Source organism: Nitrobacter sp. (assembly GCF_051535235.1).
GTDB lineage: Bacteria > Pseudomonadota > Alphaproteobacteria > Rhizobiales > Xanthobacteraceae > Nitrobacter.
The window spans coordinates 345,064-370,190 of record NZ_JBPPLZ010000001.1; the positions used below are offsets into that span (position 1 = coordinate 345,064).

Annotated in this window: 20 protein-coding genes; 11 read left to right on the forward strand and 9 right to left on the reverse strand. The window is 64.0% G+C overall.

The window, feature by feature from the left end; genetic code table 11:
• Positions 1-251 precede the first annotated feature (251 nt).
• The 4 genes from ACS3WA_RS01710 (at position 252) to ACS3WA_RS01725 (ending at position 6,261) form a co-directional block, all read left to right on the forward strand.
• The gene (locus ACS3WA_RS01710) at positions 252-1,544 is read left to right on the forward strand and encodes an aminotransferase class I/II-fold pyridoxal phosphate-dependent enzyme (protein ID WP_438276827.1); all 1,293 of its coding nucleotides are present in this window, start codon (positions 252-254) and stop codon (positions 1,542-1,544) included.
• Positions 1,545-1,556: 12 nt separating this feature from the next.
• Entirely contained in the window at positions 1,557-4,013 is a 2,457-nt protein-coding gene (locus ACS3WA_RS01715; RefSeq protein ID WP_438276828.1) for a DNA translocase FtsK, read from the forward strand.
• Between the two features lie 483 nt (positions 4,014-4,496).
• Positions 4,497-5,198 (forward strand): outer membrane lipoprotein carrier protein LolA, encoded by a 702-nt coding sequence (locus ACS3WA_RS01720; RefSeq protein WP_438276985.1) that lies wholly within the window; start codon positions 4,497-4,499, stop codon positions 5,196-5,198.
• A 247-nt stretch (positions 5,199-5,445) separates the two neighbouring features.
• Positions 5,446-6,261 carry an exodeoxyribonuclease III gene (locus ACS3WA_RS01725; RefSeq protein WP_438276829.1) on the forward strand — a complete coding sequence of 272 codons (816 nt, stop codon included), beginning with the start codon at positions 5,446-5,448 and terminating at the stop codon, positions 6,259-6,261.
• Positions 6,262-6,355: 94 nt separating this feature from the next.
• Here the strand turns inward: ACS3WA_RS01725 and ACS3WA_RS01730 are convergent, their stop codons facing one another.
• Together ACS3WA_RS01730 and ACS3WA_RS01735 are read right to left on the reverse strand one after the other, a co-directional pair.
• Entirely contained in the window at positions 6,356-6,805 is a 450-nt protein-coding gene (locus ACS3WA_RS01730) for a cyclic nucleotide-binding domain-containing protein (RefSeq protein WP_438276830.1), read from the reverse strand.
• A gap of 278 nt (positions 6,806-7,083) precedes the next feature.
• Positions 7,084-7,770: a response regulator transcription factor gene (locus ACS3WA_RS01735; RefSeq protein WP_292619498.1), complete on the reverse strand. Its 687-nt coding sequence runs from the start codon at positions 7,768-7,770 to the stop codon at positions 7,084-7,086.
• A gap of 231 nt (positions 7,771-8,001) precedes the next feature.
• Here ACS3WA_RS01735 and ACS3WA_RS01740 point away from each other — a divergent pair, with 231 nt between their 5' ends.
• Positions 8,002-8,571, forward strand: coding sequence for a L,D-transpeptidase family protein (locus tag ACS3WA_RS01740; RefSeq protein WP_438276831.1), 570 nt, complete (start codon positions 8,002-8,004; stop codon positions 8,569-8,571).
• 49 nt (positions 8,572-8,620) lie between these two features.
• Here the strand turns inward: ACS3WA_RS01740 and ACS3WA_RS01745 are convergent, their stop codons facing one another.
• Together ACS3WA_RS01745 and ACS3WA_RS01750 are read right to left on the reverse strand one after the other, a co-directional pair.
• A complete protein-coding gene (locus ACS3WA_RS01745; protein WP_438276832.1) occupies positions 8,621-9,307 on the reverse strand; it encodes a YggS family pyridoxal phosphate-dependent enzyme in 687 nt (228 codons plus the stop codon).
• Positions 9,308-9,318: 11 nt separating this feature from the next.
• Positions 9,319-10,023 carry a glutathione S-transferase N-terminal domain-containing protein gene (locus ACS3WA_RS01750; RefSeq protein WP_438276833.1) on the reverse strand — a complete coding sequence of 235 codons (705 nt, stop codon included), beginning with the start codon at positions 10,021-10,023 and terminating at the stop codon, positions 9,319-9,321.
• Between the two features lie 152 nt (positions 10,024-10,175).
• On the opposite strand from ACS3WA_RS01750, the gene leuS reads away from it, so the two are divergent.
• From leuS to ACS3WA_RS01770, 4 genes are all read left to right on the forward strand, one after another.
• Positions 10,176-12,812: a leucine--tRNA ligase gene (leuS, locus tag ACS3WA_RS01755; RefSeq protein WP_438276834.1), complete on the forward strand. Its 2,637-nt coding sequence runs from the start codon at positions 10,176-10,178 to the stop codon at positions 12,810-12,812.
• A gap of 169 nt (positions 12,813-12,981) precedes the next feature.
• A complete protein-coding gene (lptE, locus tag ACS3WA_RS01760) occupies positions 12,982-13,485 on the forward strand; it encodes an LPS assembly lipoprotein LptE (RefSeq protein ID WP_438276835.1) in 504 nt (167 codons plus the stop codon).
• Positions 13,486-13,698: 213 nt separating this feature from the next.
• Positions 13,699-14,727, forward strand: a complete 1,029-nt coding sequence (holA, locus tag ACS3WA_RS01765) for a DNA polymerase III subunit delta (protein WP_438276836.1) — start codon at positions 13,699-13,701, stop codon at positions 14,725-14,727.
• 48 nt (positions 14,728-14,775) lie between these two features.
• Positions 14,776-15,453: a methyltransferase gene (locus tag ACS3WA_RS01770; RefSeq protein WP_438276837.1), complete on the forward strand. Its 678-nt coding sequence runs from the start codon at positions 14,776-14,778 to the stop codon at positions 15,451-15,453.
• Positions 15,454-15,588: 135 nt separating this feature from the next.
• On the opposite strand, the gene ACS3WA_RS01775 is transcribed toward ACS3WA_RS01770, so the two are convergent.
• From ACS3WA_RS01775 to mnmE, 5 genes are all read right to left on the reverse strand, one after another.
• Positions 15,589-16,464: a ParB/RepB/Spo0J family partition protein gene (locus tag ACS3WA_RS01775; RefSeq protein WP_438276838.1), complete on the reverse strand. Its 876-nt coding sequence runs from the start codon at positions 16,462-16,464 to the stop codon at positions 15,589-15,591.
• A gap of 190 nt (positions 16,465-16,654) precedes the next feature.
• Positions 16,655-17,512: a ParA family protein gene (locus ACS3WA_RS01780; protein WP_438276839.1), complete on the reverse strand. Its 858-nt coding sequence runs from the start codon at positions 17,510-17,512 to the stop codon at positions 16,655-16,657.
• An 18-nt stretch (positions 17,513-17,530) separates the two neighbouring features.
• Positions 17,531-18,214 (reverse strand): 16S rRNA (guanine(527)-N(7))-methyltransferase RsmG, encoded by a 684-nt coding sequence (gene rsmG / locus ACS3WA_RS01785; RefSeq protein ID WP_438276986.1) that lies wholly within the window; start codon positions 18,212-18,214, stop codon positions 17,531-17,533.
• A gap of 290 nt (positions 18,215-18,504) precedes the next feature.
• On the reverse strand, positions 18,505-20,376 hold the full coding sequence (mnmG, locus tag ACS3WA_RS01790; protein WP_438276840.1) for a tRNA uridine-5-carboxymethylaminomethyl(34) synthesis enzyme MnmG: 1,872 nt from the start codon (positions 20,374-20,376) through the stop codon (positions 18,505-18,507).
• Between the two features lie 164 nt (positions 20,377-20,540).
• A complete protein-coding gene (gene mnmE / locus ACS3WA_RS01795) occupies positions 20,541-21,911 on the reverse strand; it encodes a tRNA uridine-5-carboxymethylaminomethyl(34) synthesis GTPase MnmE (protein ID WP_438276841.1) in 1,371 nt (456 codons plus the stop codon).
• A gap of 104 nt (positions 21,912-22,015) precedes the next feature.
• Here mnmE and ACS3WA_RS01800 point away from each other — a divergent pair, with 104 nt between their 5' ends.
• Both ACS3WA_RS01800 and ACS3WA_RS01805 read left to right on the forward strand, forming a co-directional pair.
• Complete coding sequence (locus ACS3WA_RS01800; RefSeq protein ID WP_438276987.1) at positions 22,016-24,061, forward strand: thioredoxin domain-containing protein; 2,046 nt, start codon at positions 22,016-22,018, stop codon at positions 24,059-24,061.
• 79 nt (positions 24,062-24,140) lie between these two features.
• Positions 24,141-25,124, forward strand: coding sequence for a phosphatase PAP2 family protein (locus ACS3WA_RS01805; protein ID WP_438276842.1), 984 nt, complete (start codon positions 24,141-24,143; stop codon positions 25,122-25,124).
• Positions 25,125-25,127: the final 3 nt, after the last annotated feature.

Sequence of the window (25,127 nt, forward strand, 5' to 3'; positions counted from 1 at the left end):
TATCCGGGAAGGCATGGCCGTGTGAAACACGGACATGCCTAAATACCGGTTCGACCACTATCATCTTTAAACTGGCGACTGTGGTCGGAAACATGCCAATACCCGCGGCGACACAAGAACAAAACAAGAAAACACGCCCTCCCGCCGATGGTTAATCGCGTCTTAACCTCGCCGCACCTATGGTACTCAACTGGCTTTCGTTCCGGCCCCAAGGTGTGGCCGAACGTCTTGAAAGTGTTGACGCTTAACCGATGGCAACCACCGCTTCATCGCGCGCGGCGCAAGGCGCCGCCAGCCCGGCTGACTCCGCCGGCAGGCCGACCGAGTTCGACGCCGGCCCGGCCGGGACCACCGTGAGTCCGGCCGCGGCTACCGCGCCCGGCGAGCGGTCGCCGTTCGCGCGGACGGCGGAGTTGCTTGCGCCCTACCAGCCGGGGCAGCCCCTGATCCCGCTATCGCTGGGCGAGCCGCAGCACCCGCCGCCCGCTTTCGTCGGCGAGATATTGTCCCGGCATATCAACGAGTTCAGGCGATACCCGATGGCGCGGGGGATCGAGCCTTTCCGCCACGCTGCTGCCAACTGGCTGTCGAGGCGGTTCGCCCTGCCTCGCGCGATCGATCCCGAGACCGAGATTCTGGTGCTGAACGGCAGCCGCGAGGGGCTGTTTTACGCTGCGATCGCCGCCGCCCGTTACGTGACGCCGCGCAAGGGCACGCCGGCGATCCTGATGCCGAACCCGTTCTATCCCGCCTATGGCGCCGGCGCCCGCGCCGCGAATTGCGAGACGGTCCTGCTGCCGGCGACGCGCGCAGGCGGATTTTTGCCCGACCTCGATTCGCTCGACGAGGCCACGCTGGCGCGAACCGTCGCGATCTATCTCGCCTCGCCCGCCAACCCGCAAGGCGCGGTGGCCTCGCGCAATTACTTTTCGCGCCTGATCGCGCTGGCGCGCCGTCACGGCTTCCTCGTATTCGCCGACGAATGCTACTCGGAAATCTACACGCAAAGCGCGCCCGGCAGCGCGCTGGAATGCGCGGGGGATGATTTCGCCAACGTGGTCGCGTTCCAGTCGCTCTCAAAACGTTCGAACCTGCCGGGCCTGCGCGTCGGCTTCGTCGCCGGAGACCGCAACTTCCTCGCCGCGTTTCACGAACTGCGCAATGTCGCGGCGCCCCAGGTGCCGGTGCCGCTGCAGCACGTCGGCGCCGCCGCCTATGACGACGAGGCGCATGTCGAGGAGAACCGCCGGCTCTACCGGGCGAAATTCGATCTCGCCGACGAGATCCTCGGCCGTCGCTACGGCTACGTCAGGCCCGCCGGCGGCTTCTGCATCTGGCTGGATGTTTCCGCTTGCGGCGGCGACGAGGCCGCAACGGTGAAGCTCTACAGGGAGGCCGGCGTGCGCGTGATTCCCGGCAGCTATCTGTCGCGCCCGCAAGCCGACGGCTTGAATCCCGGCGCGGGCTACATCCGCCTGGCACTGGTGGCGGACACTGAAACCACGGCCGAGGCGTTGCATCGGCTGGTCAAAACTCTCGGATAGTCGCGGGGGCCCATGAGCATGGCAGCGATCGAACGCCTCCTTCCCATCGTCGATCATCTACCGCCGTCGATCCGCGATGCGCTCGCGCGACGCCTGCGCGAACTGACCGGGCTCGGCCTGATCGGATTGTCGGGCGCTGCCGCGGCTGCGCTGATGACATGGTCGGTGCAGGATCCGAGCCTCAGCCACGCCACTTCGCGCGCGATCCACAACGTCCTCGGCTATCCCGGCGCGATCGGCGCCGATCTGTTGATGCAGATTCTCGGCCTCGGCGCGATCATGCTGATCCTGCCGGTGGCGATCTGGGGCTGGCGCATGCTGACCCATCGCCCGTTCGATCGCGCGGCGACGCGGCTGGCCTGCTGGCTTCTCTGCACCGCCGCCGCCGCCGGTTTCGCCAGTTGCTGGCCGCATAACGGCGCGTGGCCGCTGCCGACCGGACTCGGCGGCGTGGTCGGCGATGCGCTGGTGCGGGCGCCTGCTATCCTGTTCGGCCCGGCGAGCGCGCTGCAGCACGTCGTGTTCGGCGCGATTTTCTTATGCATCATGGTCGCGACATTTCTGTGGGCCGGCGGATTGAAATCGCGGGTGGCCGACGAGACGCTCGCGATCGACGACGACGCGCCGTTCGACGACGGCAGCGATCACGCCTCGGTCTCGCTGGGCTGGCTGGTGCATGCGCTGATGAGCGCGAAAGCGCGGGTGAAACGCCTCAGGCTCGGAGCGCTTGTCGCGCTGGCCTACAAGTCGCTGGTGTCGAGCGCGCCGCAGAAGTCGGCGGCCTTGGCGTATGAGCGTCAGGAGCCGACCCTCGGCGGATCCAACGGCCCGTCCCTGGTGCCGGCGCACGACGAGGATGATGAGGAGGAGGAGGACGAAGACGAGGAGGAGGATGCTCCGGTCCGCGCGCCACGACGGAAAGCCGCTTCTCGCGCGCCCGCCAAAAAATCCATCAAGTTCGACCTGCCGTCGGTCAACGTCCTGACCGCGCCGCGCGCCGCCGATCGCCAACCGCTCAGCAAGTCCGAACTGGAAGCCAATTCGCGGGCGCTGGAAGGCGTGCTGCAGGATTTCGGCGTGCGCGGCGAAATCGTCAAAGCCAATCCCGGACCGGTGGTGACGCTGTACGAACTGGAGCCCGCGCCCGGCATCAAGTCGGCGCGCGTCATCGGCCTCGCCGACGATATCGCGCGCTCCATGAGCGCGCTGTCGGCGCGCGTCGCGGTGGTCGCTGGCCGCAACGCCATCGGCATCGAACTGCCGAACGCGCATCGCGAAAAGGTTTATTTGCGCGAATTGCTCACCGCCAGGGACGCTATCGACTCCGTCGCCAAGCTGCCGCTCTGCCTCGGCAAGACCATCGGCGGCGATCCCGTCATCATCGATCTCGCGCGCACGCCGCACATGCTGATCGCCGGCACCACCGGCTCGGGCAAATCGGTGGCGATCAACACCATGATCCTCAGCCTGCTGTACAGGCTGCGGCCCGACCAGTGCCGGCTCATCATGGTCGATCCGAAAATGCTCGAACTCTCCGTCTATGACGGCATCCCGCACCTGCTGACGCCGGTCGTGACCGATCCGAAGAAGGCGGTGGTCGCGCTGAAGTGGGCGGTGCGCGAGATGGAAGAGCGCTACAAGAAGATGGCCAAGCTCGGCGTGCGCAACATCGACGGCTACAATGCGCGGCTCGTCGAAGCGAAGAAGAATGGCGAGGAGCTGACGCGCACGGTGCACACCGGTTTCGACAAGGAAACCGGCAAGGCGATCTACGAGGACGAGAAGCTCGACCTGGAGCCGCTTCCCTTCATCGTCATCATCGTGGACGAGATGGCCGACCTGATGATGGTCGCCGGCAAGGACATCGAAGGCGCGGTGCAGCGGCTGGCGCAGATGGCGCGCGCCGCCGGGCTGCACGTCATCCTCGCGACGCAGCGTCCCTCGGTCGACGTCATCACCGGCACCATCAAGGCCAACTTCCCGACCCGCATCTCCTTCCAGGTCACGTCAAAAATCGACAGCCGCACCATCCTCGGCGAAATGGGCGCGGAGCAACTGCTCGGCCAGGGCGACATGCTCTACATGGCCGGTGGCGGCCGCATCTCGCGCGTGCATGGGCCGTTCGTGTCGGACGAGGAAGTCGAAAAGGTGGTTCGTCACCTCAAGACGCAAGGCGCGCCGGAATATCTCGAGGCGGTCACAGCGGAAGAGCCGACCGACGAGGACGGCGCGGTGTTCGATTCGACCGGCATGGGCGGCGACGGCGGCGGCGATCTGTTCTCGCAGGCGGTGGCGATCGTGAAGCGCGACCGCAAGGCCTCCACCAGCTACATCCAGCGCCGCCTCCAGATCGGCTACAACCGAGCCGCCTCGCTGATGGAGCGCATGGAGCTCGAAGGCATCGTCGGGCAGGCCAATCACGCCGGAAAACGTGAAATCCTGATCGAGGAAGAAGAAAGCCACTTCTGACGCATGACCGGAACGTTGGACGATGCCGTCTCGGAGTCGCGAAATCGCCACAGCGCCGCGATAGTGGCCGCTTCCGTGGCCCGCCTGTCCCTGCAGCAACCTTCGATGCGAATGGACGACCTTCTGAACCAACGCACCGGGCGGCAACATCCGCCCGGAACTCGCCCCGAAAAAGGAATTCCCGCGGCGGCGCAAAGCGCTTAGAGCGCGATCAGCAAAAGTGGATCACGGTTTTGCGTCCGGTCGCGCTCTAAAATATCGAGAATGCGCATGATCTTTTCGCCAAACCGCTCACACTTCGGCGGATCATGCGCTAGAAAGCACGCCTCGGGCGGACAGGACGAGACATTGAGCAGACACGTGACACATTCATCCGCGGCCCATCGCCCGATTCGCGGTCGCGCATGCGCCGGCGCGGTCTGGCTCGCCGCGGTGCTGATCGCCGGTCTTTTCATTCCGCATGCCTTCGCGCAGGCCGTTCCAATGCCGCGACCGGCGCCGAAGGACCGCGACGGCGCGGCCACGGCGAAACTTCATGAGACCGTCGAACCAGAGGTCACCGGGACCACGCAACCGCCAGAGCCGATCATTCCGGACCGGCGGCGCAACGTGCCGGCAAACTTTTTCGCAACCTTCAGCGCGGACCAGAAGGCCGCGGCGGCGCGGGTCAGCGCCTATCTGTCGTCGCTGCGGACATTGGCCGGAAACTTCGTGCAGGTCGGCCCCGACGGCAGCCGCTCGACCGGCGAATTCTATATCCAGAAGCCGGGCAAGGTGCGGTTCGAATACGACCCGCCGTCGCCGATCGCGATGATTTCCGACGGCTCGTCGCTTGTGGTTCGCGACACCAAGCTCGCGACCCAGGACATCTATCCGCTGTCGCAGACGCCGCTGCGCTATCTGCTGTCGGATCGCATCGACCTGATGAAGGACACCAACGTCGTCGGCGTGACCTCGGACGATCTTTACATCAGCATTACCATCGAGGAAAAGCAGGCGCTGATCGGCACCTCCCGCCTGATGCTGATGGTCGGCGTCAAGGACGGCAAACTCAAGCAGTGGACCGTGACCGATCCGCAGGGCTACGACACCACGGTGGCGATCTACAACCTGAATTCGACGGCGAAGCTCGACCCCGGTTTGTTCAAGATCGACTACACCCGATATCCGACGTCGAATAATTAGGGCGCGTCATAGCGTTTACGGAACGAGGCGGGTTACCGGTTCGCGTGAAGAAAACGCGTCAAATTAAAATCATAAAGTCCCCTTCCTTTCCCTCTCCCCCTGTGGGAGAGGGTGGTTTCGAACGAAGTGAGAAACCGGGTGAGGGGTACCTAACCGCGCAAAGCTTTCCCCCTCACCCGCCCTCGCTAACGCTCGGTCACCCTCTCCCGCAAGGGGAGAGGGTAAAAATCTACGGTGCCGGACGTTTATGCATCTCTCCCTCACCACCTGGAATATCAATTCGGTCCGGCTGCGCATCGATCTGGTTGCGAAGTTTCTGAAAGCGCAGCGGCCCGACGTGCTGTGCCTGCAGGAAACCAAGTGTCCCGACGACGCCTTTCCGCTGAAACGCTTCCGCCGGCTCGGCTACGAGCACATCGCGCTCAACGGGCAGAAGGGCTATCACGGCGTCGCGGTGGTCTCGAAGCTTCCGTTCGACGCCAGTAATATCCGCACCTTCTGCGACAAGATCGACTCACGCCACGTCACTGTGACCTTCGGCGGCCAGGCGGGCCTCGCTGCGCCGCTGGTGCTGCACAATTTCTATGTGCCGGCGGGCGGCGACATTCCCGATCCCGCGCTCAATCCGAAGTTCGCCCACAAGCTGCAATTCCTCGACGAGATGAAGGCCTGCGCGCCGCTGCATCCGCAGGGCAACGACCGGCATGTCCTGGTCGGCGACCTCAACGTCGCCCCGCACGAGAACGACGTCTGGTCGCACAAGCAGCTTCTGAAGATCGTTTCGCATACGCCGGTCGAATGCGAGAAGCTACTCGGCGTGCAAAACCACGGCAACTGGGTCGACGTCGCGCGCGCGCGGATTCCGATGTCGGAGAAGGTCTATACGTGGTGGAGCTATCGCGCCGCCGACTGGGTTGCCGCAGACCGCGGCCGCAGGCTCGACCACATCTGGGTCTCGGAGGCGCTGCGGGATCGCGTCCGCGACTTCCGCATCACCCGCGATGCCCGCGGCTGGAAGCGACCGTCCGATCATGTGCCGGTGACGGCGGTGATCGAGGTGTGAATGCGGAATGAGAGGAACGGAATCTTTCTTTTGATGGAATCCTGTTCGCCCTGCCGGACCTGATCCGGGCATCCATCCTTGATCTCATCCCGCTCTAGCTGTTCAGCTTGGCGCTCGCCATCAGGATGTCGCTGGTGGTCTGCCGCGTGCGGTTGGCGAGTTCGTCGCGCAGGCGGCGGGCGGCGGCGGGATCGCTGTCGAGCACGCGCAGAAACAGAGTGCGCGGAATCCGGATCGCCATCGAATATTCCAGCGCGACCGCCGTCGCGGGGCGCGACATCGGAACGATCAGGGCCAGTTCGCCGATCAGCGCACCACGCTCGGCGATGACTTCATGATCGCCGCCGCCCGCGACATGGATGCGAAACCCGCCTTCCTGAACCACGTAGCCCGCGTCCGCATCGTCGCCGGCGCGAAACAGGATCGAGCCGCGCGCGAACTGCTGCTGTTCGGCACCGATGGCGAGCACGCGCAGCGCATCGGCTCCCAGCAGGCGCAGGGTCGGGACGCGCTCGAGCAGGACAACGTCATCGTCGATCGACATGGAGGACCAGTCGGCGATCCAGGACCGGGATCGCCCAAAAACTGTTTTGACGAGAGCTGATACGAATTGTCAGCCTATAGCGTTTTCGAGCGAAGTGGAATCCGGTTCGCGTGAAGAAAACGCGCCAGTTCAAGAGCCTAGGGTCTTTCACCGTTTCCGTGACACGTCAAAGACCCTAGAGCATGACCCCGAACAGTGGAACCCGGATTTCGGATAAGACCATGCTGTTTCAAAAAGATAGGGCCAAAGTTTGATTCAGCCCGGTCGGGCCGGACGTATCACGGCACCAGCTTGTAGCCACCGGCTTCCGTGACCAGAATTTCCGGATTGGCGGCGTCCTTCTCGATCTTCTGGCGCAGACGGTAAATATGGGTTTCCAGCGTGTGGGTGGTGACGCCGGAATTGTAGCCCCAGACCTCCTGCAGCAGCGTCTCGCGCGACACCGGCATCTGTCCGGCCCGGTACAGGAAACGCAGGATGGCAGTCTCCTTTTCGGTCAGCCGCACCTTCTTGGCGGTGGCGGTCGTGAGCATCTTGGAGCCGGGCCGGAAGCTGTAGGGCCCGACCGAAAACACCGCGTCCTCGCTGGCCTCATGCTGACGCAACTGCGCGCGGATTCGCGCCAGCAACACCGCGAAGCGGAACGGTTTGGCGATATAGTCGTTGGCTCCGGATTCAAGGCCCAGAATCGTGTCCGAATCGGTGTCGTGTCCGGTGAGCATGATGATCGGCGCCTTGAAGCCGCCTTTGCGCAGGCTGCGCACCACCTCGCGGCCGTCGGTATCGGGCAGACCGACATCCATCAACACCAGATCGGGCGAGTGGGCCTTGGCGGCGCTCGCGCCCTTGGCGCCCGTATCAACGGCGGAGGCCTCGAATTCCTCATGCAGGGACAGTTGCTCGACCAGCGTGTCGCGCAGATCGGTGTCGTCGTCCACGATCAGGATTTTACGGGCGTTGGCCATCGGTGCGATCCTCCTGGCGGCGGGAACAGGGGCAGCAGCGAACCACCTTGATTTAACAGGTGTGCGCCACCTTCATGGGTCGTGTAAGTCGTGCGTCCGGATGTGTGAAAGCTGCAGCGATTCATTGTCCCGATGGAGTCTACCCCAGAACGGGCGGGAATTTGGGTGAATGTTCCTGTAAATCTGAAAGTCCCTATCCGGACCGCAGCGCGGGCGAGACCTCCTCATTCCATGCAAAATTCTGGATTATCAACGCCTTGGACGACACATTCCCGTGATCGGCCGCTCGCCGCGATTCGTGTCCGCCCAGCCGCCGGACGGCCGCAGCGGGGCTGGTTGATCGGCGGGGGTCAGATCACACCTGTGGCGATCGGCCGTGGCGGCATCCGCGCCGACAAACGCGAGGGCGACGGCGGCACGCCGAAGGGAATTTTCCGGCCCATCCGGCTGTGGTGGCGATCCGACCGGCATCCGCGGCCGCGGACGTTTCTGCCGGTTCGCGCGATCAAGCCGACCGATGCCTGGTGCGAAGATCCGGCCGACCGCCGCTACAACCGGCCGATCGGGCTGACGACCGGCGCGAGCGGCGACCGGCTGACGCGCGATGACCATCTCTACGATTTCATCATCGAAATCGATCACAATACCCGCCCCCGCATTGCGGGACGTGGCAGCGCCGTGTTCCTTCATCTGGCCCGCGACAATTTTGGACCGACCGCGGGATGTGTGGCGATGACGCAACCCGCGATGCTGCGGCTGTTGCGGCGGATCGGACCGCAGACGCGGATCGAGATCGGGTGACGTTGAAAAGCAGTAAGGATCTTCGTTCTTCCACAAGGTAAAAGCGAAACTACCGCACCCCGAAAATCGCCGAGCCGACCCGCACATGGGTCGCGCCGAGCGCGATCGCGACGCCGAAGTCCGCGCTCATGCCCATCGACAGTCGGGTGAGCCCGTTGCGTCTGGCGATCTTGGCGGTGAGCGCGAAATGCGGCGCCGGCGCGTCATCCACCGGCGGAATGCACATCAACCCCGCGATCGTCAGTCCATAGGTATCGCGGCATCGCGCGATGAAGGCGTCGGCGTCCGACGGCGCGATCCCGGCCTTCTGCGGCTCCTCGCCGGTGTTGATCTGAACGAACAGATCGGGCCGCCGGTCCTGCTTCCCGATCTCTTTGGCCAGCGCTTCGCAAAGGCTCGGACGGTCGACCGAATGGATGGCGTCGAACAGGGCGACGGCCTCCTTCGCCTTGTTGGACTGCAGCGGGCCGATCAGATGCAGCGCGATGCCGGCATGCGCGGCCATCAACGCAGGCCACTTCCGCTGGGCTTCCTGCACGCGATTCTCCCCGAAAACCCGCTGACCGGCGGCGATCACCGGCGCGATCGCGTCCGCATCGAAGGTTTTCGACACCGCCACCAGCGTCACCGAGGACCGTTCGCGCCGCGCATCGCGGCAGGCGCGGACGATCTCGGCTTCCACGGCAGCAAGGCCGCCTGGCAGCGGAGCGGTTGCGGATGCGTCGTCTGTGGTCATTGGTGCTCCGCCTATCCCCCCGCCGGGATCGCGAGGCCGCGCTGCACCGCGGGCCGCGCCAGCCCCCGCTCCAGCCAGGCCGCGACATGGCGGAAGCGATCGAACTCGACGAGTTCGCGCGCTCCATAGGATCCGATCAGGTTGCGCACCCAGCCAAGCATCGAGATATCAGCGATGGTGTACTCGTCGCCGGCAAACCACCGATGGGTCGAAAGATGAGCGTCCATCACCCCGAGCAACCGCTTCGATTCCGCCACATAGCGATCGCGCGGCCGCTTGTCTTCGAAATCCTTGCCGGCGAACTTATGGAAAAACCCGACCTGCCCGAACATCGGCCCGACGCCGCCCATCTGGAAGTGCAGCCACTCAATCGCGTGCCAGCGCGATGCCGGGTCAGCGGTCAGGAACTGGCCTGTCTTCTCGGCGAGGTATTGCAGGATCGCGCCCGACTCGAACAAAGCGAGCGGCTTGCCGCCGGGACCATTGGGATCGAGGATCGCTGGAATCTTGCCGTTGGGATTGAGCCACAGGAACTCGCTGCTCTTCTGTTCGTCCTTGTCGAAATCGACCAGGTGCGGCTCATAGGGCAGGCCGGTTTCCTCCAGCATGATCGAGACCTTCACGCCGTTGGGCGTCGGCACCGAATAGAGCTGCAGCCGGCGGGGATCCCTGGCCGGCCAGCGGCGGGTGATGGGATAAACGGAGAGGTTGGCCATTGAATCGCTCCCGAAGCGCGGTGGGCGTCCCGCTTACACCGCAAAACCACACCGCTTGCAAACCGTGACGTCCTGACTGCCGACCCGTTGACCCCCGGTCCGCTTTCGTGGCCTAGTCGAGGCCTGCAAATCACGAAAAACACCGCATTTCCATGACCTCAGAACGTTACAACGCCCGTGACGCCGAACCGCGCTGGCAAGCCGAGTGGGACAGGCAGGCGATCTTCGCCACCAAAAACGACGATCCGCGCGAAAAATACTACGTGCTGGAGATGTTCCCCTATCCGTCCGGGCGCATCCACATCGGCCATGTCCGCAACTACACCCTTGGCGATGTGATCGCGCGCTACATGCGCGCCAAGGGCTACAACGTGCTACATCCGATGGGCTGGGACGCCTTCGGTCTGCCGGCCGAGAACGCCGCGATCGAGCGCAAGGTCGCGCCGAAGGCGTGGACCTACGACAACATCAGGACCATGAAGAAGCAGCTCCGCTCGATCGGGCTGTCGCTCGACTGGGCGCGGGAATTCGCGACCTGCGATCCGTCCTATTACAGGCACCAGCAGAAGATGTTCCTGGACTTCCTCCGCGCCGGCCTCGCCGAACGCGAGAAGCGCAAGATCAACTGGGACCCGGTCGACATGACCGTGCTCGCCAACGAGCAGGTGATCGACGGCCGCGGCTGGCGCTCCGGCGCCGTGATCGAGCAGCGCGAAATGAACCAGTGGGTCTTCAAGATCACGAAGTACGCGCAGGACCTGCTCGACGCGCTCGACACGCTCGATCGCTGGCCCGACAAGGTGCGGCTGATGCAGCGCAACTGGATCGGCCGTTCCGAGGGCCTGCTGGTGCGCTTCGCGCTCGACGCCCCGACCACGCCAAACGGTGAGAGTGAGCTGAAAATTTTCACCACGCGCCCCGACACCCTGTTCGGCGCGAAATTCATGGCGATCGCGCCGGACCATCCGCTGGCGCAAGCGGCGGCGAAAGACAATCCCACGCTCGCCGATTTCATCGCCGAGTGCAAGCGGCGCGGCACCGCGCAGGCCGAGATCGACACCGCGGAGAAGATGGGCTTCGACACCGGCATCCGCGCGATCCATCCGTTCGACGCGGCGTGGGCGCTGCCGGTCTATGTCGCCAACTTCATCCTGATGGAATACGGCACCGGCGCCATCTTCGGCTGTCCGGCGCACGACCAGCGTGACCTCGACTTCGTCAACAAGTACGGCCTCGGCAACACGCCGGTGGTCTGCCCCGAGGGACAAGACCCCGCGAGCTTCGTCATCACCGACACGGCCTATGACGGCGACGGGCGGATGATCAATTCGCGCTTCCTCGACGGCATGACCACTGATGCGGCGAAGGAAGAGGTCGCCAAGCGCCTGGAAAGCGAGATGCGCGACAACATGCCGGTCGCCGAGCGCAAGGTGAACTTCCGCCTGCGCGACTGGGGCATCTCGCGGCAGCGCTACTGGGGCTGTCCGATCCCGGTGATCCATTGCCCCAACTGCGACGTGGTGCCGGTGCCGGAGACAGACCTGCCGGTCACGCTGCCGGAGGACGTCACCTTCGACAGGCCCGGCAACGCGCTCGACCATCATCCGACATGGAAGCATGTCGTCTGCCCGAAGTGCGGGACCAAGGCCACGCGCGAAACCGACACCATGGACACCTTCGTCGATTCCTCCTGGTACTTCGCGCGCTTCACCGATCCGTGGAACGAGCAGGCGCCGACCACGCCCGCGATCGCCAACCGCATGATGCCGGTCGACCAGTACATCGGCGGCGTCGAGCATGCGATCCTGCATCTGCTCTATTCGCGCTTCTTCACCCGCGCGATGAAGGCCACCGGCCATGTCGACATGGACGAGCCGTTCAAGGGCATGTTCACGCAAGGCATGGTGGTGCACGAGACCTACCGCAAGGCCGACGGCGGCTGGGCCTCGCCCGACGAGGTCCGGATCGAGGCCAGCGGCGAGACCCGTCGTGCCACGCTGATCTCCACCGGCAAAGCGGTCGAGATCGGCGCGGTCGAGAAGATGTCGAAGTCGAAGCGCAACACCGTCGACCCCGACGACATCATCGGCAGCTACGGCGCCGACACCGCGCGCTGGTTCATGCTGTCGGACTCGCCGCCGGACCGCGACGTGATCTGGAGCGAGGAAGGCGTGCAGGGCGCGGCGCGCTTCATGCAGCGGCTATGGCGGCTGGTCAACGAATCGGCTGAGGCCGGCAAGGCCGCGCCGCAGGACAGGCCGGCAAGTTTCGGCACTGAGGCGCTGGCGCTGCGCAAGGCGACCCATGGCGCGCTCGACAAGGTGTCGACCGGCATCGAGCGGCTGCACTTCAATGTCTGCCTCGCCAATATCCGCGAGTTCGCCAACGAGCTGACCGACGCCCTTGCCCGCTCCCGTGCCGGGACATCCGGCCTCGCGCCGGATCTGGCCTGGAGCCTGCGCGAGGCCGCCACCATCCTGGTCCAGTTGTTCAGCCCGATGATGCCGCACCTCGCCGAGGAATGCTGGCGGGCACTCGGGCAGGCCGGTCTGGTTTCGCAAGCCCGCTGGCCACAAATCGAGCGCGATTTGCTGGTTGAAGACACCGTGACGCTGCCGGTGCAGGTCAACGGCAAAAAGCGGGGCGAGGTTACCGTGGCGAGCGGCGCGCCAAATCCGGAAATTGAGACTGCCGTTCTGGCGCTCGATGCGGTAAGACAGGCGCTGGGCGGCAAACCGGCCCGCAAGATCATCATCGTCCCGCAGAGGATCGTGAATGTGGTGGGGTAGGTTGTCGGCTCGACCGGCTCGATCATGGCTTGGAGCGTCTTCGAGCGAAGTGGATACCGGTTCGCGGCAAGAAAACGCGTCAACATTAGAATCGAGAGCCCCGTTCCGATCCTATCGGAACGGAAACGGCTCTGGTCCGCGCATCGCGGCCCGGCTGAGCGTCGTCGCCGTGCTGGCGGCTCTGACGGCCGGCTGCTTTCATCCGATGTATGCCGAGCACACGGACGGCAGCCCGGCCCTGCGCGACAAGCTGATGGGCGTGGAGCTGATGCCGATCAAAAAGCCCAACGCCTCCCCCGATGCCCGGATCGGCATCGAAATACGAAACGCACTCGCGTTCAAGCTTTACGGCGGCGCCACCGGCGCACCTCCGACGCACCAGCTCAAGATCCGCTTCTCAACCACCCGCTCGTCGCTGATGCTCGGTGCCAACACCGCGCTGCCCTCCAACGAGAGCTACGGCATCGACGCCAGCTATCAGTTGATCGAGGTCGCAACCGGCAAGACCGTTCTCGATGCGAACACCTTCGCCCGCACCTCCTACGACATTCCCGGCCAGCTCCAGCGTTTCGCACGCGCGCGCGCCTATCGCGATGCCGAAGATCGCGCCGCGCAGCAGATCGCCGACAACATCAACACGCGTCTGGCGGCGTATTTCTATTCGGGAACGTGACAACGCCATTCACCTTCGTTCTGCGAAGCGATGGCGTTTCGGTATCGCGGCATCGGGAAGCCCGTTCCCTTCTCCCGTCGGGAGGGGGTTGGAGTGACGGGTTACGATCTATCGAGGTATCGAACCCTCGCCCGGCGCGCCGCGCCGACCTTTTCCACGGGAGAGGTTTAAGAAACATCGTTCTTGCCGAAACGGGGGTTGGGTCGAACGCACATGGTCGCGCTGCGCGGAAAAGACGTTGACAGCTTTCTCGCCCGGCCCGATCCGGCCCGCCCGATCATCCTGCTCTACGGCCCCGACGCCGGTCTCGTACGCGAACGCGCGGACGCCTTGACGGCGTCGGCTGTCGATGACGTCAACGATCCGTTCTCGCTGGTGCGGCTCGATGGCGACGAACTTGCGGCCGAGCCGTCGCGTCTTGTCGATGAGGCCATGACGGTGCCGCTGTTCGGCGGCCGCCGCGCCATCCGCGTCAAGGCCGGATCGCGCAGTTTCGCCAGTGGCGTCGAGACCCTGGCCGACTCCGATATCCGGGACTGTCGGATCGTGATCGAGGCCGGTGAACTGCGACCCGAAGCGCCGCTGCGCAAAACCTGCGAGCGCGCGAAGAACGCGGTGGCGATCGCCTGCTACCCCGACACCGAACGCGATCTCGCGCGCCTGATCGACGACGAGTTGCGTGCCTCCGACCTGAAGATCGCACAGGATGCACGCGCCATGCTGACGTCGCTGCTTGGCGGCGACCGTCAGGCCTCGCGCAACGAGTTGCGCAAGATCGTGCTTTATGCCCACGGCGCGCGCGAGATCACGTTAGAAGACGTGATGGCTGTGGTGTCGGACGCATCCGACTTCAAGCTCGATCCCGTCGTCGACGCTGCCTTCGCCGGACAGCCCGCCGTCGTCGAAACCGAATTCGCCAAGGCCATGGTCGCCGGCACCTATCCGGGCCTGGCCATTTCCGCCGCGCAGCGCCAGGTCGCCGCCTTGCACAAGGCGGCGCTTCTGATGGAAGGCGGCGCGTCGGCCTCGTCAGCAGCCGAGGGCGGATTTCCGCGACTGCATTTTTCGCGCAAAGCGGCAGTGGAAACCGCGTTGCGCAATTTCAGCGCCGCGCGGCTGCTCCAGGTGATGGATCAACTCGCCATTGCCGCACTGGACATACGCAGGCAGTCGTCACTCGCCGCCGTCATCGCACAGCGCGCGCTGATGTCGATCGCGGTGAATGCGCGGCGAAGGGGATGAGGCAGCGCGCGCGCCTGCGGCACATGTTCGCCTGACGGAGTTCGATTCATGGAGCATCTCGGCGCAAGGGCGTTCGGCAGCCTCGTTATCGTCATCGTGGTGATGGCGTGCGTGCTGTTCGGGACAGCCGGCACTTTCGACTACTGGCAGGCCTGGATCTTTCTGGCGTGCTACGGAATGGCCTCGCTGGTGCTGACGCTATACATGCTGCGCTACGACCCGGCACTGCTGCGGCGGCGGATGCGGGGCGGTCCGTTCGCGGAGAAGGAGCCGGCGCAAAAGCTGATCATGTTGATCGCGTCGGCGGAATTCATCGCGCTGCTGGTGGTCCCTGCCCTCGATCGTCGCTTCGCCTGGTCGCACATGCCGGCCATCGTCGCGCTTCTCGGCAACGCCGTGATGGCGTTCGGATGGTTTGCGATCTATCGGGTGTTTCGCGAAAACAGTTTTACCTCGGCGACCATCGAGGTCGCGCAGGACCAGACCGTCATTACGACCGGCCCCTATGCGCGCGTGCGGCATCCGATGTACGCGGGCGCGTTGGTGATGTTCGCTGGGATTCCCGTCGCGCTGGGCTCGTGGTGGGGACTGCTCGTCGTCCTGACAGTACTTCCGCTGCTGATATGGCGGTTGCTCGATGAGGAGAATTTCCTCGCCCGCGATCTGCCAGGCTATACCGCATATCAGCAGACGACCCGATATCGGCTGATCCCAGGAATTTGGTAGGGACGCTCATTCTCTTTCACCCGCGCTATCGATCGCGGCGAAGGGGATGAGACAGCCCATACCGCGACGAGGGCAGCTTCGTCATTGCTAGCGAAGCGCCGTCTTCTCTCTCGCCCCGCGCTTGGGGGTAGGCGCTTACTTGTCCAGCCGCTTCAAAATCTCGTCGAGCTGGTCGAGATCGCGGTAACGGATCTGCACGACACCGCCAGGATTCTTGTGCTCCACCGTCACCGCGAGGCCGAGCGCGTCGCTGACGCGCTTTTCCAGCGCCAGCGTATCGGCATCCTTCTGCGCCTTGTCCGCGCGCGCCTTCGGCGGCTTGCGCTCCGGCACGCCTGCCTCATGCGCGAGCGCCTCGGTCTGCCGCACGTTGAGCCCTTCCGCGACGATGCGCTTCGCGGCGGCGGACGGATCGGGCAAGCCGATCAGCGCGCGCGCATGGCCCGCCGACAACTCGCCGGAAGCGATCAGCGCCTGCACGTCCTCGGGCAGTTTCGTCAGCCGCATCATGTTGGCGACGTGGCTGCGGCTCTTGCCGACAATCTTCGCAATCTCGTCCTGGGTGCGTTTGAATTCGTCGGCGAGCGCGTGATAGCCCTTCGCCTCTTCCATCGCGTTGAGGTCTTCGCGCTGCACGTTCTCGATGATCGCTATCTCGAGCGCGACATGATCGCTGACGTCGACCGGCACGATCGGGACCTCATGCAGTCCCGCCGCCTGCGCCGCGCGCCAGCGCCGTTCGCCGGCGATGATCTCATAGCGATCCTGAGTGCCCTTCACCGGGCGCACCACGATCGGCTGGATCACGCCGTGCTGGCGAATCGAATCGGCAAGCTCGCCGAGCTCGACATCGGAAAACGCCCGGCGCGGGTTGCGCGGATTGGGTTTCAGGAATTCGATCGCCACCTTGCGCTGCGTGCGCGGGCGCTCGGCGTGGGCCGCCTCGCCGCCGACGTCGCCGATCAGACTTGCAAGACCGCGGCCCAGTCGCGAACGCGCTTCGTCGGCCATCGCCAGCTCCCTTGGATTCACGCTCGATACTCCGGGATTAATAAATCGAAATCCGCGATCCTGGATCGCTTCAATCCGTCATTGCGAGGAGTGAAGCGACGGAGCAGTCCAGTTCTTGCCTTGTGACTCTCTGGATTGCTTCGCTGCGCTCGCAATGACGACGTTATGGTCAATACTTGCCGATACTTCCCTAATGCGTCGTGCGCAGGTCGCGCTCCCGCTTGATCACCTCGGTCGCGAGCTTCAGGTAGGCTTCACTGCCGCTGCATTTGAGATCGTAGACCAGCACCGGCTTGCCGTAGGACGGCGCTTCCGAAATGCGCACGTTGCGCGGGATCATGGTGTCGTAGACTTTCGAGCCCATAAACTGTCGCACGTCGGCGACGACCTGGTTCGACAGGTTGTTGCGCGAGTCGAACATGGTCAGCACAATGCCGTGGATCGACAGGTTCGGATTGAGCGTGGTGCGCACCTGCTCGACCGTCTGCAACAGTTGCGACAGGCCTTCGAGGGCGAAGAACTCGCATTGCAGTGGCACCAGGATCGCGTCCGATGCCGCCATCGCGTTGACGGTGAGAAGGTTGAGCGACGGCGGACAATCGATCAGCACGTAGGTGTAATCGGCATTGTCGGCCGCGTTGCCGTTGAGCGCGGTGATCGCATCGCGCAGACGGAAAGCACGATCCTTCGTGGCACCGAGTTCGAGTTCGAGACCGGAAAGGTCCATGGTCGAGGCCGCAATGTGCAGACGCGGCACCGCGGTCGGCACCACGGCGTCGCGCAGCGGAGCTTCGCCGATCAGCACATCGTAGGTGGAGACGTTGCGGTCGCGGCGGTCGATGCCGAGGCCGGTGGAGGCGTTGCCCTGCGGATCGAGATCGACGATCAGGACGCTTTCGCCGATCGCTGCCAGCGCGGTACCGAGGTTGATCGCGGTCGTCGTCTTGCCGACACCGCCCTTCTGATTCGCGAGCGAAATGATCCGGGGATGGCGGGCGGACGATTCGCTCTCGCTATCATATTGATAAATATCATCAATTACCGTCATGGCGGCGCCATATGTGTTTCATGTCTGTTTTGTCGGAGGACACTCGCGCCGCTCGATGCGATCGAGTTCGACGATCCAGCCCCCTCCGCCGGTGCGGCTGGAATGAATGCGAGGCTTAACATTCCAATATTTAGTAGCTTCCGTCAATTCTATCTCTACATCTTGACCCTTGAGAAACAAGGCCTTGGCTCCCCGTTTGACCAGCGGTTCCGCAAAGCCGAGCAGCATTTGTAGAGGCGCCAGCGCCCGCGCGGTCACGCAATCGATCCGGCCCTCCAACCTTTCCACATAATCCCCAATATCCGCGTTGTGAATGACGGCGGGGGCCCCGGTAATCCGGGCAGCCTCACGCAGGAACGCGGCCTTTTTGGTGTTGCGCTCGACCAGATCGACCCGAGCGCCTTCGATGCCGGCGAGGACGCAGGCCAGCACGATGCCCGGAAAACCACCGCCGCTGCCAAGATCAGCCCAGAGTTTTGCCTGCGGCGCCAGCGAAAGAAGCTGGAGTGAATCGGCGATGTGGCGCGTCCAGAGCTGCGGCAGCGTCGAGGGCGCGACAAGATTGGTTTTGGTCTGCCATTGGCCGAGCAGATCGACGTAGGCGTCCAACCGCGCCTCGGTTTCACGTGAAACAGGGGTCAGCGCCAGCGCGGCCGCCTTGTCGGCAACCGAACCAGATTGAGCCTGTAAAGGTTTTGGCATGGCCACGCCGGCAGCATACGGGACCGTGTGATTCCCGGCCAGATATTTCGCTCTGGGTTTGGTTAGTCGGCCATTGGCCGATGGCGCATTCAGGCGCGTGAGTGGGGATCGTGCTTATGCCGCAGCCACCATGGTCAAGTACCTGCAAAACGCAGGAACCTCATACTATGCGGCGGACTCGCCTGACACTCCGGACCTTCTCCTTAAAGCGATCTTTCACAGCCAAGGATCTCTGTTTTCGCGGAGACGCGGACGAATGTTTCACGTGAAACATTGCGGCCGGAGCGCGCTCAGGCCGACGCTGCCGCTTTCTTCCGCGCTTCCCGGCGCAGATAGGCCGCCAGGATGCCGAGCGCGGCTGGCGTCAGGCCATCGAGCCGCCCCGCCTGCCCCACCGTGCGCGGCTGGGCTTTTTCCAGCCGGTTGCGCGCCTCGTTGGAGAGGCCGGGTACCGCCGCATAGTCGATCCCGGTCAGGATGAGCCCCTCGTCCCGCCGGAATGCTTCGACATCGGCGGTCTGGCGCCTCAGGTAGACGTCGTATTTGGCGTCGATCTCCAGATGCACGGCGATTTTCGGATCGACGGCCGACAGCTCCCGCCAGATCGCGGTCACCTCACCCCACCCGATCTCCGCATAAGACAGAAGCTCGAACGCCGACCGTCGATGGCCGTCACGGTTGAGCGAAAGCCCATGCCGGGCCGCCTCATTCGGCGTCACCGACAGCGATCTCGCCAGCGCCTTCGCTGCCTCCAACGCCGCCATCTTGGCGCGGTGGTGCGTGGCGCGTTCCGCCCCGACACATCCCATTGCAATGCCCTTGTCCGTCAGCCGCTGGTCGGCATTGTCGGCGCGGAGCGTCAGGCGGTACTCGGCGCGCGAGGTGAACATCCGATAGGGCTCGGTAATCCCGCGGGTCACGAGATCGTCGATCATGACGCCGAGATAGCCGTCGGCGCGGTCGAAAATAGCGGGATCGCCGCCGCCCGCCGCCAGGGCCGCATTCAGGCCCGCGACCAACCCCTGAGCCGCGGCCTCCTCATAGCCTGTGGTCCCGTTGATCTGCCCGGCCAGGAAAAGCCCGGGCAAGCGGCGGGTCTGCAAGGTCGGCTCGAGTTCGCGTGGATCGACATGATCGTATTCGATGGCATAGCCGGGCCGGGTCATCCGGACGCGCTCGAGGCCCGGAATGGTCGCGAGGATCGCGCGTTGAACCTCCTCCGGTAACGAGGTCGAAATCCCGTTGGGATAGACCGTGGGGTCGTCGAGGCCTTCCGGCTCCAGGAAAATCTGGTGGCCGTCGCGATCGCCGAAGCGAACCACCTTGTCCTCAATCGAGGGGCAATAACGCGGCCCCGAACTCGTGATCTGGCCGGAATAGATCGGCGAACGGTGGACGTTGGCCCGGATCACCTCGTGCGTTGCCGGCGTGGTGCGAGTGATGCCGCACTGGACCTGCGGCACCGTGATCCGGTCGGTCATCACCGAAAACGGCTCTGGCGGATCGTCGCCCGGCTGCATTTCCACCGCCGCCCAGTCGATGGTGGCGCCGTCGAGCCGCGGCGGCGTTCCGGTCTTGAGGCGGCCGAGCGTAAAGCCGATCCGCTCGAAGGCCGCGGACAGGCCGAGCGACGGCGCTTCACCGACCCGCCCGGCCGGCCAGCTTGTCTCGCCGAGGTGGATCAGGCCGCGCAGAAAGGTTCCCGTGGTGACAACGACCGCGCCAGCCCCGAGCTCACGGCCGTCGCTCAGGCGAATGCCGGCGATCCTGCCGTTTGCAACGAGCAGGTCGTCCGCCTCGCCTTCGATCACCTGGAGATTTGCGGTCTCTCGAATCGCGCCCTGCATCGCGGCGGCATACAGCTTGCGGTCGGCCTGTGCGCGCGGTCCGCGCACAGCCGGACCCTTGCGGCGATTGAGCATCCGGAACTGAATGCCGGCCGCGTCGGCCACTCGGCCCATCAGCCCGTCCAGCGCGTCGATCTCGCGGACCAGATGGCCCTTGCCCAGTCCGCCGATCGCCGGATTGCAGGACATGGCGCCCACCGTGTCGAAGCGATGGGTCACGAGCGTCGTCCGGGCGCCCATCCGCGCGGCCGCGGTCGCTGCCTCACAGCCGGCATGGCCGCCTCCGATCACGATAATGTCGAATGATGGGGTCATGGGCTTTTCATTCCGCCGTGCCTTTTATCTCAGGCGACGACCGTGCGAAAGATCAGATCAGACTCGGCGACGGCGCACGCGGGACGTTTCACGTGAAACATTTGGGACAAGAGCAGAGTGCAATCTCCTCGCCGATTTGCGACAAAGAAATGAATATAGATACACTACTTACCGATGCAAAAATCCTTAAACAGCGAATCCAGAATATCATCAATATCCACGCGCCCCAGCAGCCTTCCCATCAACTGAATCGAAATTCGAAGCTCTTCCGCCATAAATTCATCGCCCCGTCCGGCTGAAATCTCCGCCTTCGCAAGCGATGCTGCAGCCTCCCGCAATATGTTGCGGTGCCGCAGACGCGTGATAAGGGCCGTTTCGTCCCCTCCGAACCATTCTGCTGCGAACGACGTCAGAGACCTCACCAGTTCATCGACGCCATCGCCTCGCGCCGCAGAAATCCGGAAATAATGCGTCGCTGCCCCCCGCCCCGGTTTCGCCTCAAGTTGCCCCGACTTCGCCTCATCTGTCTCAGACCCGAAAAGATCGACCTTGGTGCGCACCCGCCAGACCGGCACGCCCCCCTCGCCGACCGGCTGCAGCGAACCGGCGCCGTCATCGTCCGCAAGCCACAACACCAGATCCGCGGCCGCAGCGCGCTCCTGCGCCCGCCGCACGCCCTCCCGCTCAACCGGATCCTCGGTTTCGCGAATGCCCGCGGTATCGATCAGCGTCACGGGGTAACCATCGAGATCGAGATGCACCTCGATGACATCGCGCGTGGTTCCCGCATACGGCGAGACGATCGCGGCGTCCCGGCGCGCCAGACGATTGAGCAATGTCGACTTGCCAACATTCGGCGCGCCCGCGATCGCGACCGTCAACCCGTCGCGCAGGCGTTCGCTTTGTGCCGATGCCGCAAGGGTTTCTTCGATCTCGCGTCGAAGCCGCGCGATCTTTTCCATCGCGGGCTTCAACAGATCATCAGGGACGTCGTCCTCGTCGGAAAAATCGATTCCGGCCTCGATCAGGGCCGACGCCTCGATCAGTTGCCCGCGCCATTCGCGCGCGCGATCGCCGAGCAGTCCCCGCAACTGCCGTAACGCCTGCCGCCGCTGCCGGTCGGTGTCGGCATGGATGAGATCGTCAAGACCCTCGGCTTCGGTGAGATCGATCTTGCCGTTCTCAAATGCGCGCCGGGTAAACTCTCCCGGCTCGGCTGCCCTCACATTGGCAATGGACGACAGCGCAGCGAACAACGCGTTCAATACCGCGCGACCGCCGTGAACGTGGAACTCCGCGACATCTTCGCCGGTCGCGCTCGCAGGTCCGGCAAACCACAAAACGACAGCATCATCAATCACTTCACCGAGCGAATCGCGCAGCATAACCCGCTTCACCACGCGCGCGGCGGGAATTTCGCCGACGATCTTTTGAAGCGCCGTTCCCGCCTCGGCACCCGAGACCCGCACGACCGCGATCGCCGACGGCGGCCGGCCCGACGACAGGGCGAAGATCGTTTGCTCCCGCGAATGCATTGCCTATTGTCTTAATCGGCTTCGACGACAAGGCAAATGCAGACGACAACGGCAAAGCCTTGCAGCTTTCCGTTATCGCACATTCGAAAGAAGGGCGCCTCGATATGAACCACGCCGCAGCCGGCTCCGGCCGTCCCGCGAATCGTCTGGCTGCGGAAACGAGCCCATACCTGCTGCAACACCAGTACAATCCCGTCGATTGGTGGCCGTGGGGACCCGCGGCGCTCGCCGAGGCGCAGCGGACCAACCGTCCGATCCTGCTGTCGATCGGCTACGCCGCCTGTCACTGGTGCCATGTCATGGCGCACGAAAGTTTCGAGGACGACGAGGTCGCCGCGGTGATGAACGAGTTGTTCGTCTGTATCAAGGTCGATCGCGAGGAACGCCCGGACATCGATCAAATCTACATGGCCGCGCTGCATCATCTCGGCGAGCAGGGCGGCTGGCCGCTGACGATGTTCCTGTCATCAGACGGATCGCCGTTCTGGGGCGGCACGTATTTTCCGAAGCTGCCCGATTACGGCCGCCCGGCATTTACCGACGTCCTGCAATCAGTGGCGCGGGTTTTTCACGACAAGCCCGACCGGATCGCGCAAAACCGCGATGCGCTGCTCGCCCGGCTTTCCGAACGCGCCAGGTCCGAAAATCCGGCGAATCTCGGCCCCGCCGAACTCGATAGCGCCGCGGCCTCGATCATGCATGCAATCGATCCCGTGCACGGCGGGCTGCGTGGCGCGCCGAAATTTCCGCAATGCTCGGTGCTGGAATTTCTCTGGCGCGCCGGCGCGCGCACCGGCGATGAACGCTTCTTCGCCGCCACCGCACTGACCCTGACACGGATGAGCCAGGGCGGCATCTACGATCATCTCGGCGGCGGCTATGCCCGCTATTCGGTCGACGACAAGTGGCTGGTGCCGCACTTCGAGAAAATGCTTTACGACAACGCGCAGATCCTCGACCTGCTCGCGCTCGACTCCGCACGCAGCCACAATCCGCTGTACCGCGAACACGCGATCGAGACCGTCGATTGGCTTTGCCGGGAGATGGTGACGGCGGAGGGCGGCTTCGCGTCCTCGCTCGACGCCGACTCCGACGGCGAGGAGGGCAAGTTCTACGTCTGGTCGCTAAAAGAGATCGAAGAGGTGCTCGGCGCGGCCGACGCCGCCGATTTCGCCGCGCGATACGACATCACCGCGAGGGGCAATTTCGAAGGCGATAACATTCCCAATCGCCTGAAGAGTGCCAGCGTCGACGACGGCGATGATCCACGCATGCGGGCGTTGCGCGAAAAGCTGTTGGCGCGTCGCGCAAGTCGCGTTCGTCCGGGCCTCGACGACAAGGTTCTCGCCGACTGGAATGGCCTGATGATCGCCGCGCTCGTTCACGCAGCCTGCGCCTTCGACGTCGCGGACTGGCTGCAGACCGCGCGCACCGCGTACGACTTCGTTCGGACCGCGATGACCCGCGACGGGCGGCTCGGTCATTCGTGGCGCGCGGGAAGGCTGCTGATTCCGGGGCTCGCTTCCGACTATGCCGCGATGGGACGCGCGGCGCTTGCCCTGTATGAGGCGACCGGCGACAACGCGTTCCTCGAGCAGGCGCTGTGCTGGCAGTCGACGCTGGATACGCATTACGCCGACGTCGAACACGGCGGCTATTATCTCACCGCCGACGATGCCGAAGGGTTGATCGTGCGGCCGCACGCGACGGCCGACGATGCCATCCCCAACCATGACGGACTGATCGCGCAAAACCTGGTCCGCCTCGCGGCACTGACCGGCGATACAAAGTGGCGCGAGCGCATCGACGCGCTGTTCGCCGCGTTGCTGCCGAGCGCGACCGCGACTGGCTTCGGACAGTTGTCGCTGATGAACGCGCTCGATCTCCGCCTCACCGGCGCGGAGATCGTCGTGGTCGGCGAGGGCACGCAAGCCGACGCGCTGCTCAATACCGCGCGAAAACTGCCGCACGCCACAAGCATCGTGCTGCACGTGCCGCATGCCGATGCGCTGCCGGCCGATCACCCCGCGCGCGCCAAGGCGAATTCCGTGCAGGGCGCCGCAGTCTTTGTCTGCCGCAACCAGAGCTGCTCGCTGCCGGTGGCTGATCCCGTTGATCTGATCGTCTGGTCACAAATCAATGGTTTATAGAGTCTTAAAGCAACCGTCCGGCCTGTAAGGTATTTACGACGGTAAGCCGCCTTTAACACGATCTGGCTAGCGTCCACCCATGTCATCGGGCGTCCTGGACCTTTCGGCTTTTAGACCAGCCAACCGGATCATCTGGCTGCTCATCACTGCCATGACCGGAGGGCTTGCTGTCAGCTATTGGGCTGCCGGCCTGTCGCTCGATCTGCGGAGCGGCTGGATGATCCTGACCGTTTTTCCGCTGTGCTTTTTGGTGGCGTGGTACTATCGCTGTCGCCGGATCGATCCATGGATATCAGCCGGCACGGAAGCGGCCGGACAGCTCACCCTGATCCTGTTGCTTGGGACTCTTTTGAGCTATGCCGCCGCCGCGCCCGCATTTCCCTATCGCGATGCCATGCTTTACACCGCCGACAAAACCCTCGGTTTTGACTGGCTATCCTACCTTGCATTCTTCAACTCACATCCGACTATAGGCTATCTCGGAAACCTCGCCTATTTTTCCATGAAACTGCAGATGCCGATTGTCCTGATCGCGCTGATAGCGACGTCGAGAATCGCGAGGCTGCAACAATTCATCGTCGCCACCGTGGCGTCGCTCACCATCACACTCGCCGTCTTCACCTTCGTACCAGCGGTGGCCTATTACGCCTATCTCGGAATACATCCCTCAGATTTTTCCAATCTGACCCCCTCGACGCCCTATGCTCACATCCGGCACCTTGAGGGTATCCGCAGCGGCCTCGTGCACATCGTTCGCCTTAACGATCTCGAAGGCCTGATCACATTTCCAAGCTTTCATACCGTCTCGGCGCTGCTCTATGTCTGGGCTCTATGGCCGATTCGGCGACTGCGTTGGCCTGCCGTTGTCCTCAACATCCTGATGATCGCTTCCACACCGATCGATGGCGCCCACTACGCTATCGACATTATCGGCGGGATCATCGTCGCTATCATCGCCATTGTCTTGACAACCTACGTGACGGGAGTCGTCTGCGCCCGCTCGGTCGCACAGTACGTCACCTTGAACGATCCCAAAGGGATTGCATCATCCAAGCCGGCATAGGAA

Coding starts and splice junctions, on each gene's coding strand:
- ACS3WA_RS01710 (WP_438276827.1), top strand. CDS start 252: ATGGCAACCACCGCTTCATCGCGCGCGGCGCAAGGCGCCGCCAGCCCG.
- ACS3WA_RS01715 (WP_438276828.1), top strand. CDS start 1,557: ATGAGCATGGCAGCGATCGAACGCCTCCTTCCCATCGTCGATCATCTA.
- ACS3WA_RS01720 (WP_438276985.1), top strand. CDS start 4,497: ATGCCGCGACCGGCGCCGAAGGACCGCGACGGCGCGGCCACGGCGAAA.
- ACS3WA_RS01725 (WP_438276829.1), top strand. CDS start 5,446: ATGCATCTCTCCCTCACCACCTGGAATATCAATTCGGTCCGGCTGCGC.
- ACS3WA_RS01730 (WP_438276830.1), bottom strand. CDS start 6,805: ATGTCGATCGACGATGACGTTGTCCTGCTCGAGCGCGTCCCGACCCTG.
- ACS3WA_RS01735 (WP_292619498.1), bottom strand. CDS start 7,770: ATGGCCAACGCCCGTAAAATCCTGATCGTGGACGACGACACCGATCTG.
- ACS3WA_RS01740 (WP_438276831.1), top strand. CDS start 8,002: ATGCAAAATTCTGGATTATCAACGCCTTGGACGACACATTCCCGTGAT.
- ACS3WA_RS01745 (WP_438276832.1), bottom strand. CDS start 9,307: ATGACCACAGACGACGCATCCGCAACCGCTCCGCTGCCAGGCGGCCTT.
- ACS3WA_RS01750 (WP_438276833.1), bottom strand. CDS start 10,023: ATGGCCAACCTCTCCGTTTATCCCATCACCCGCCGCTGGCCGGCCAGG.
- leuS (WP_438276834.1), top strand. CDS start 10,176: ATGACCTCAGAACGTTACAACGCCCGTGACGCCGAACCGCGCTGGCAA.
- holA (WP_438276836.1), top strand. CDS start 13,699: ATGGTCGCGCTGCGCGGAAAAGACGTTGACAGCTTTCTCGCCCGGCCC.
- ACS3WA_RS01770 (WP_438276837.1), top strand. CDS start 14,776: ATGGAGCATCTCGGCGCAAGGGCGTTCGGCAGCCTCGTTATCGTCATC.
- ACS3WA_RS01775 (WP_438276838.1), bottom strand. CDS start 16,464: ATGGCCGACGAAGCGCGTTCGCGACTGGGCCGCGGTCTTGCAAGTCTG.
- ACS3WA_RS01780 (WP_438276839.1), bottom strand. CDS start 17,512: ATGACGGTAATTGATGATATTTATCAATATGATAGCGAGAGCGAATCG.
- rsmG (WP_438276986.1), bottom strand. CDS start 18,214: ATGCCAAAACCTTTACAGGCTCAATCTGGTTCGGTTGCCGACAAGGCG.
- mnmG (WP_438276840.1), bottom strand. CDS start 20,376: ATGACCCCATCATTCGACATTATCGTGATCGGAGGCGGCCATGCCGGC.
- mnmE (WP_438276841.1), bottom strand. CDS start 21,911: ATGCATTCGCGGGAGCAAACGATCTTCGCCCTGTCGTCGGGCCGGCCG.
- ACS3WA_RS01800 (WP_438276987.1), top strand. CDS start 22,016: ATGAACCACGCCGCAGCCGGCTCCGGCCGTCCCGCGAATCGTCTGGCT.
- ACS3WA_RS01805 (WP_438276842.1), top strand. CDS start 24,141: ATGTCATCGGGCGTCCTGGACCTTTCGGCTTTTAGACCAGCCAACCGG.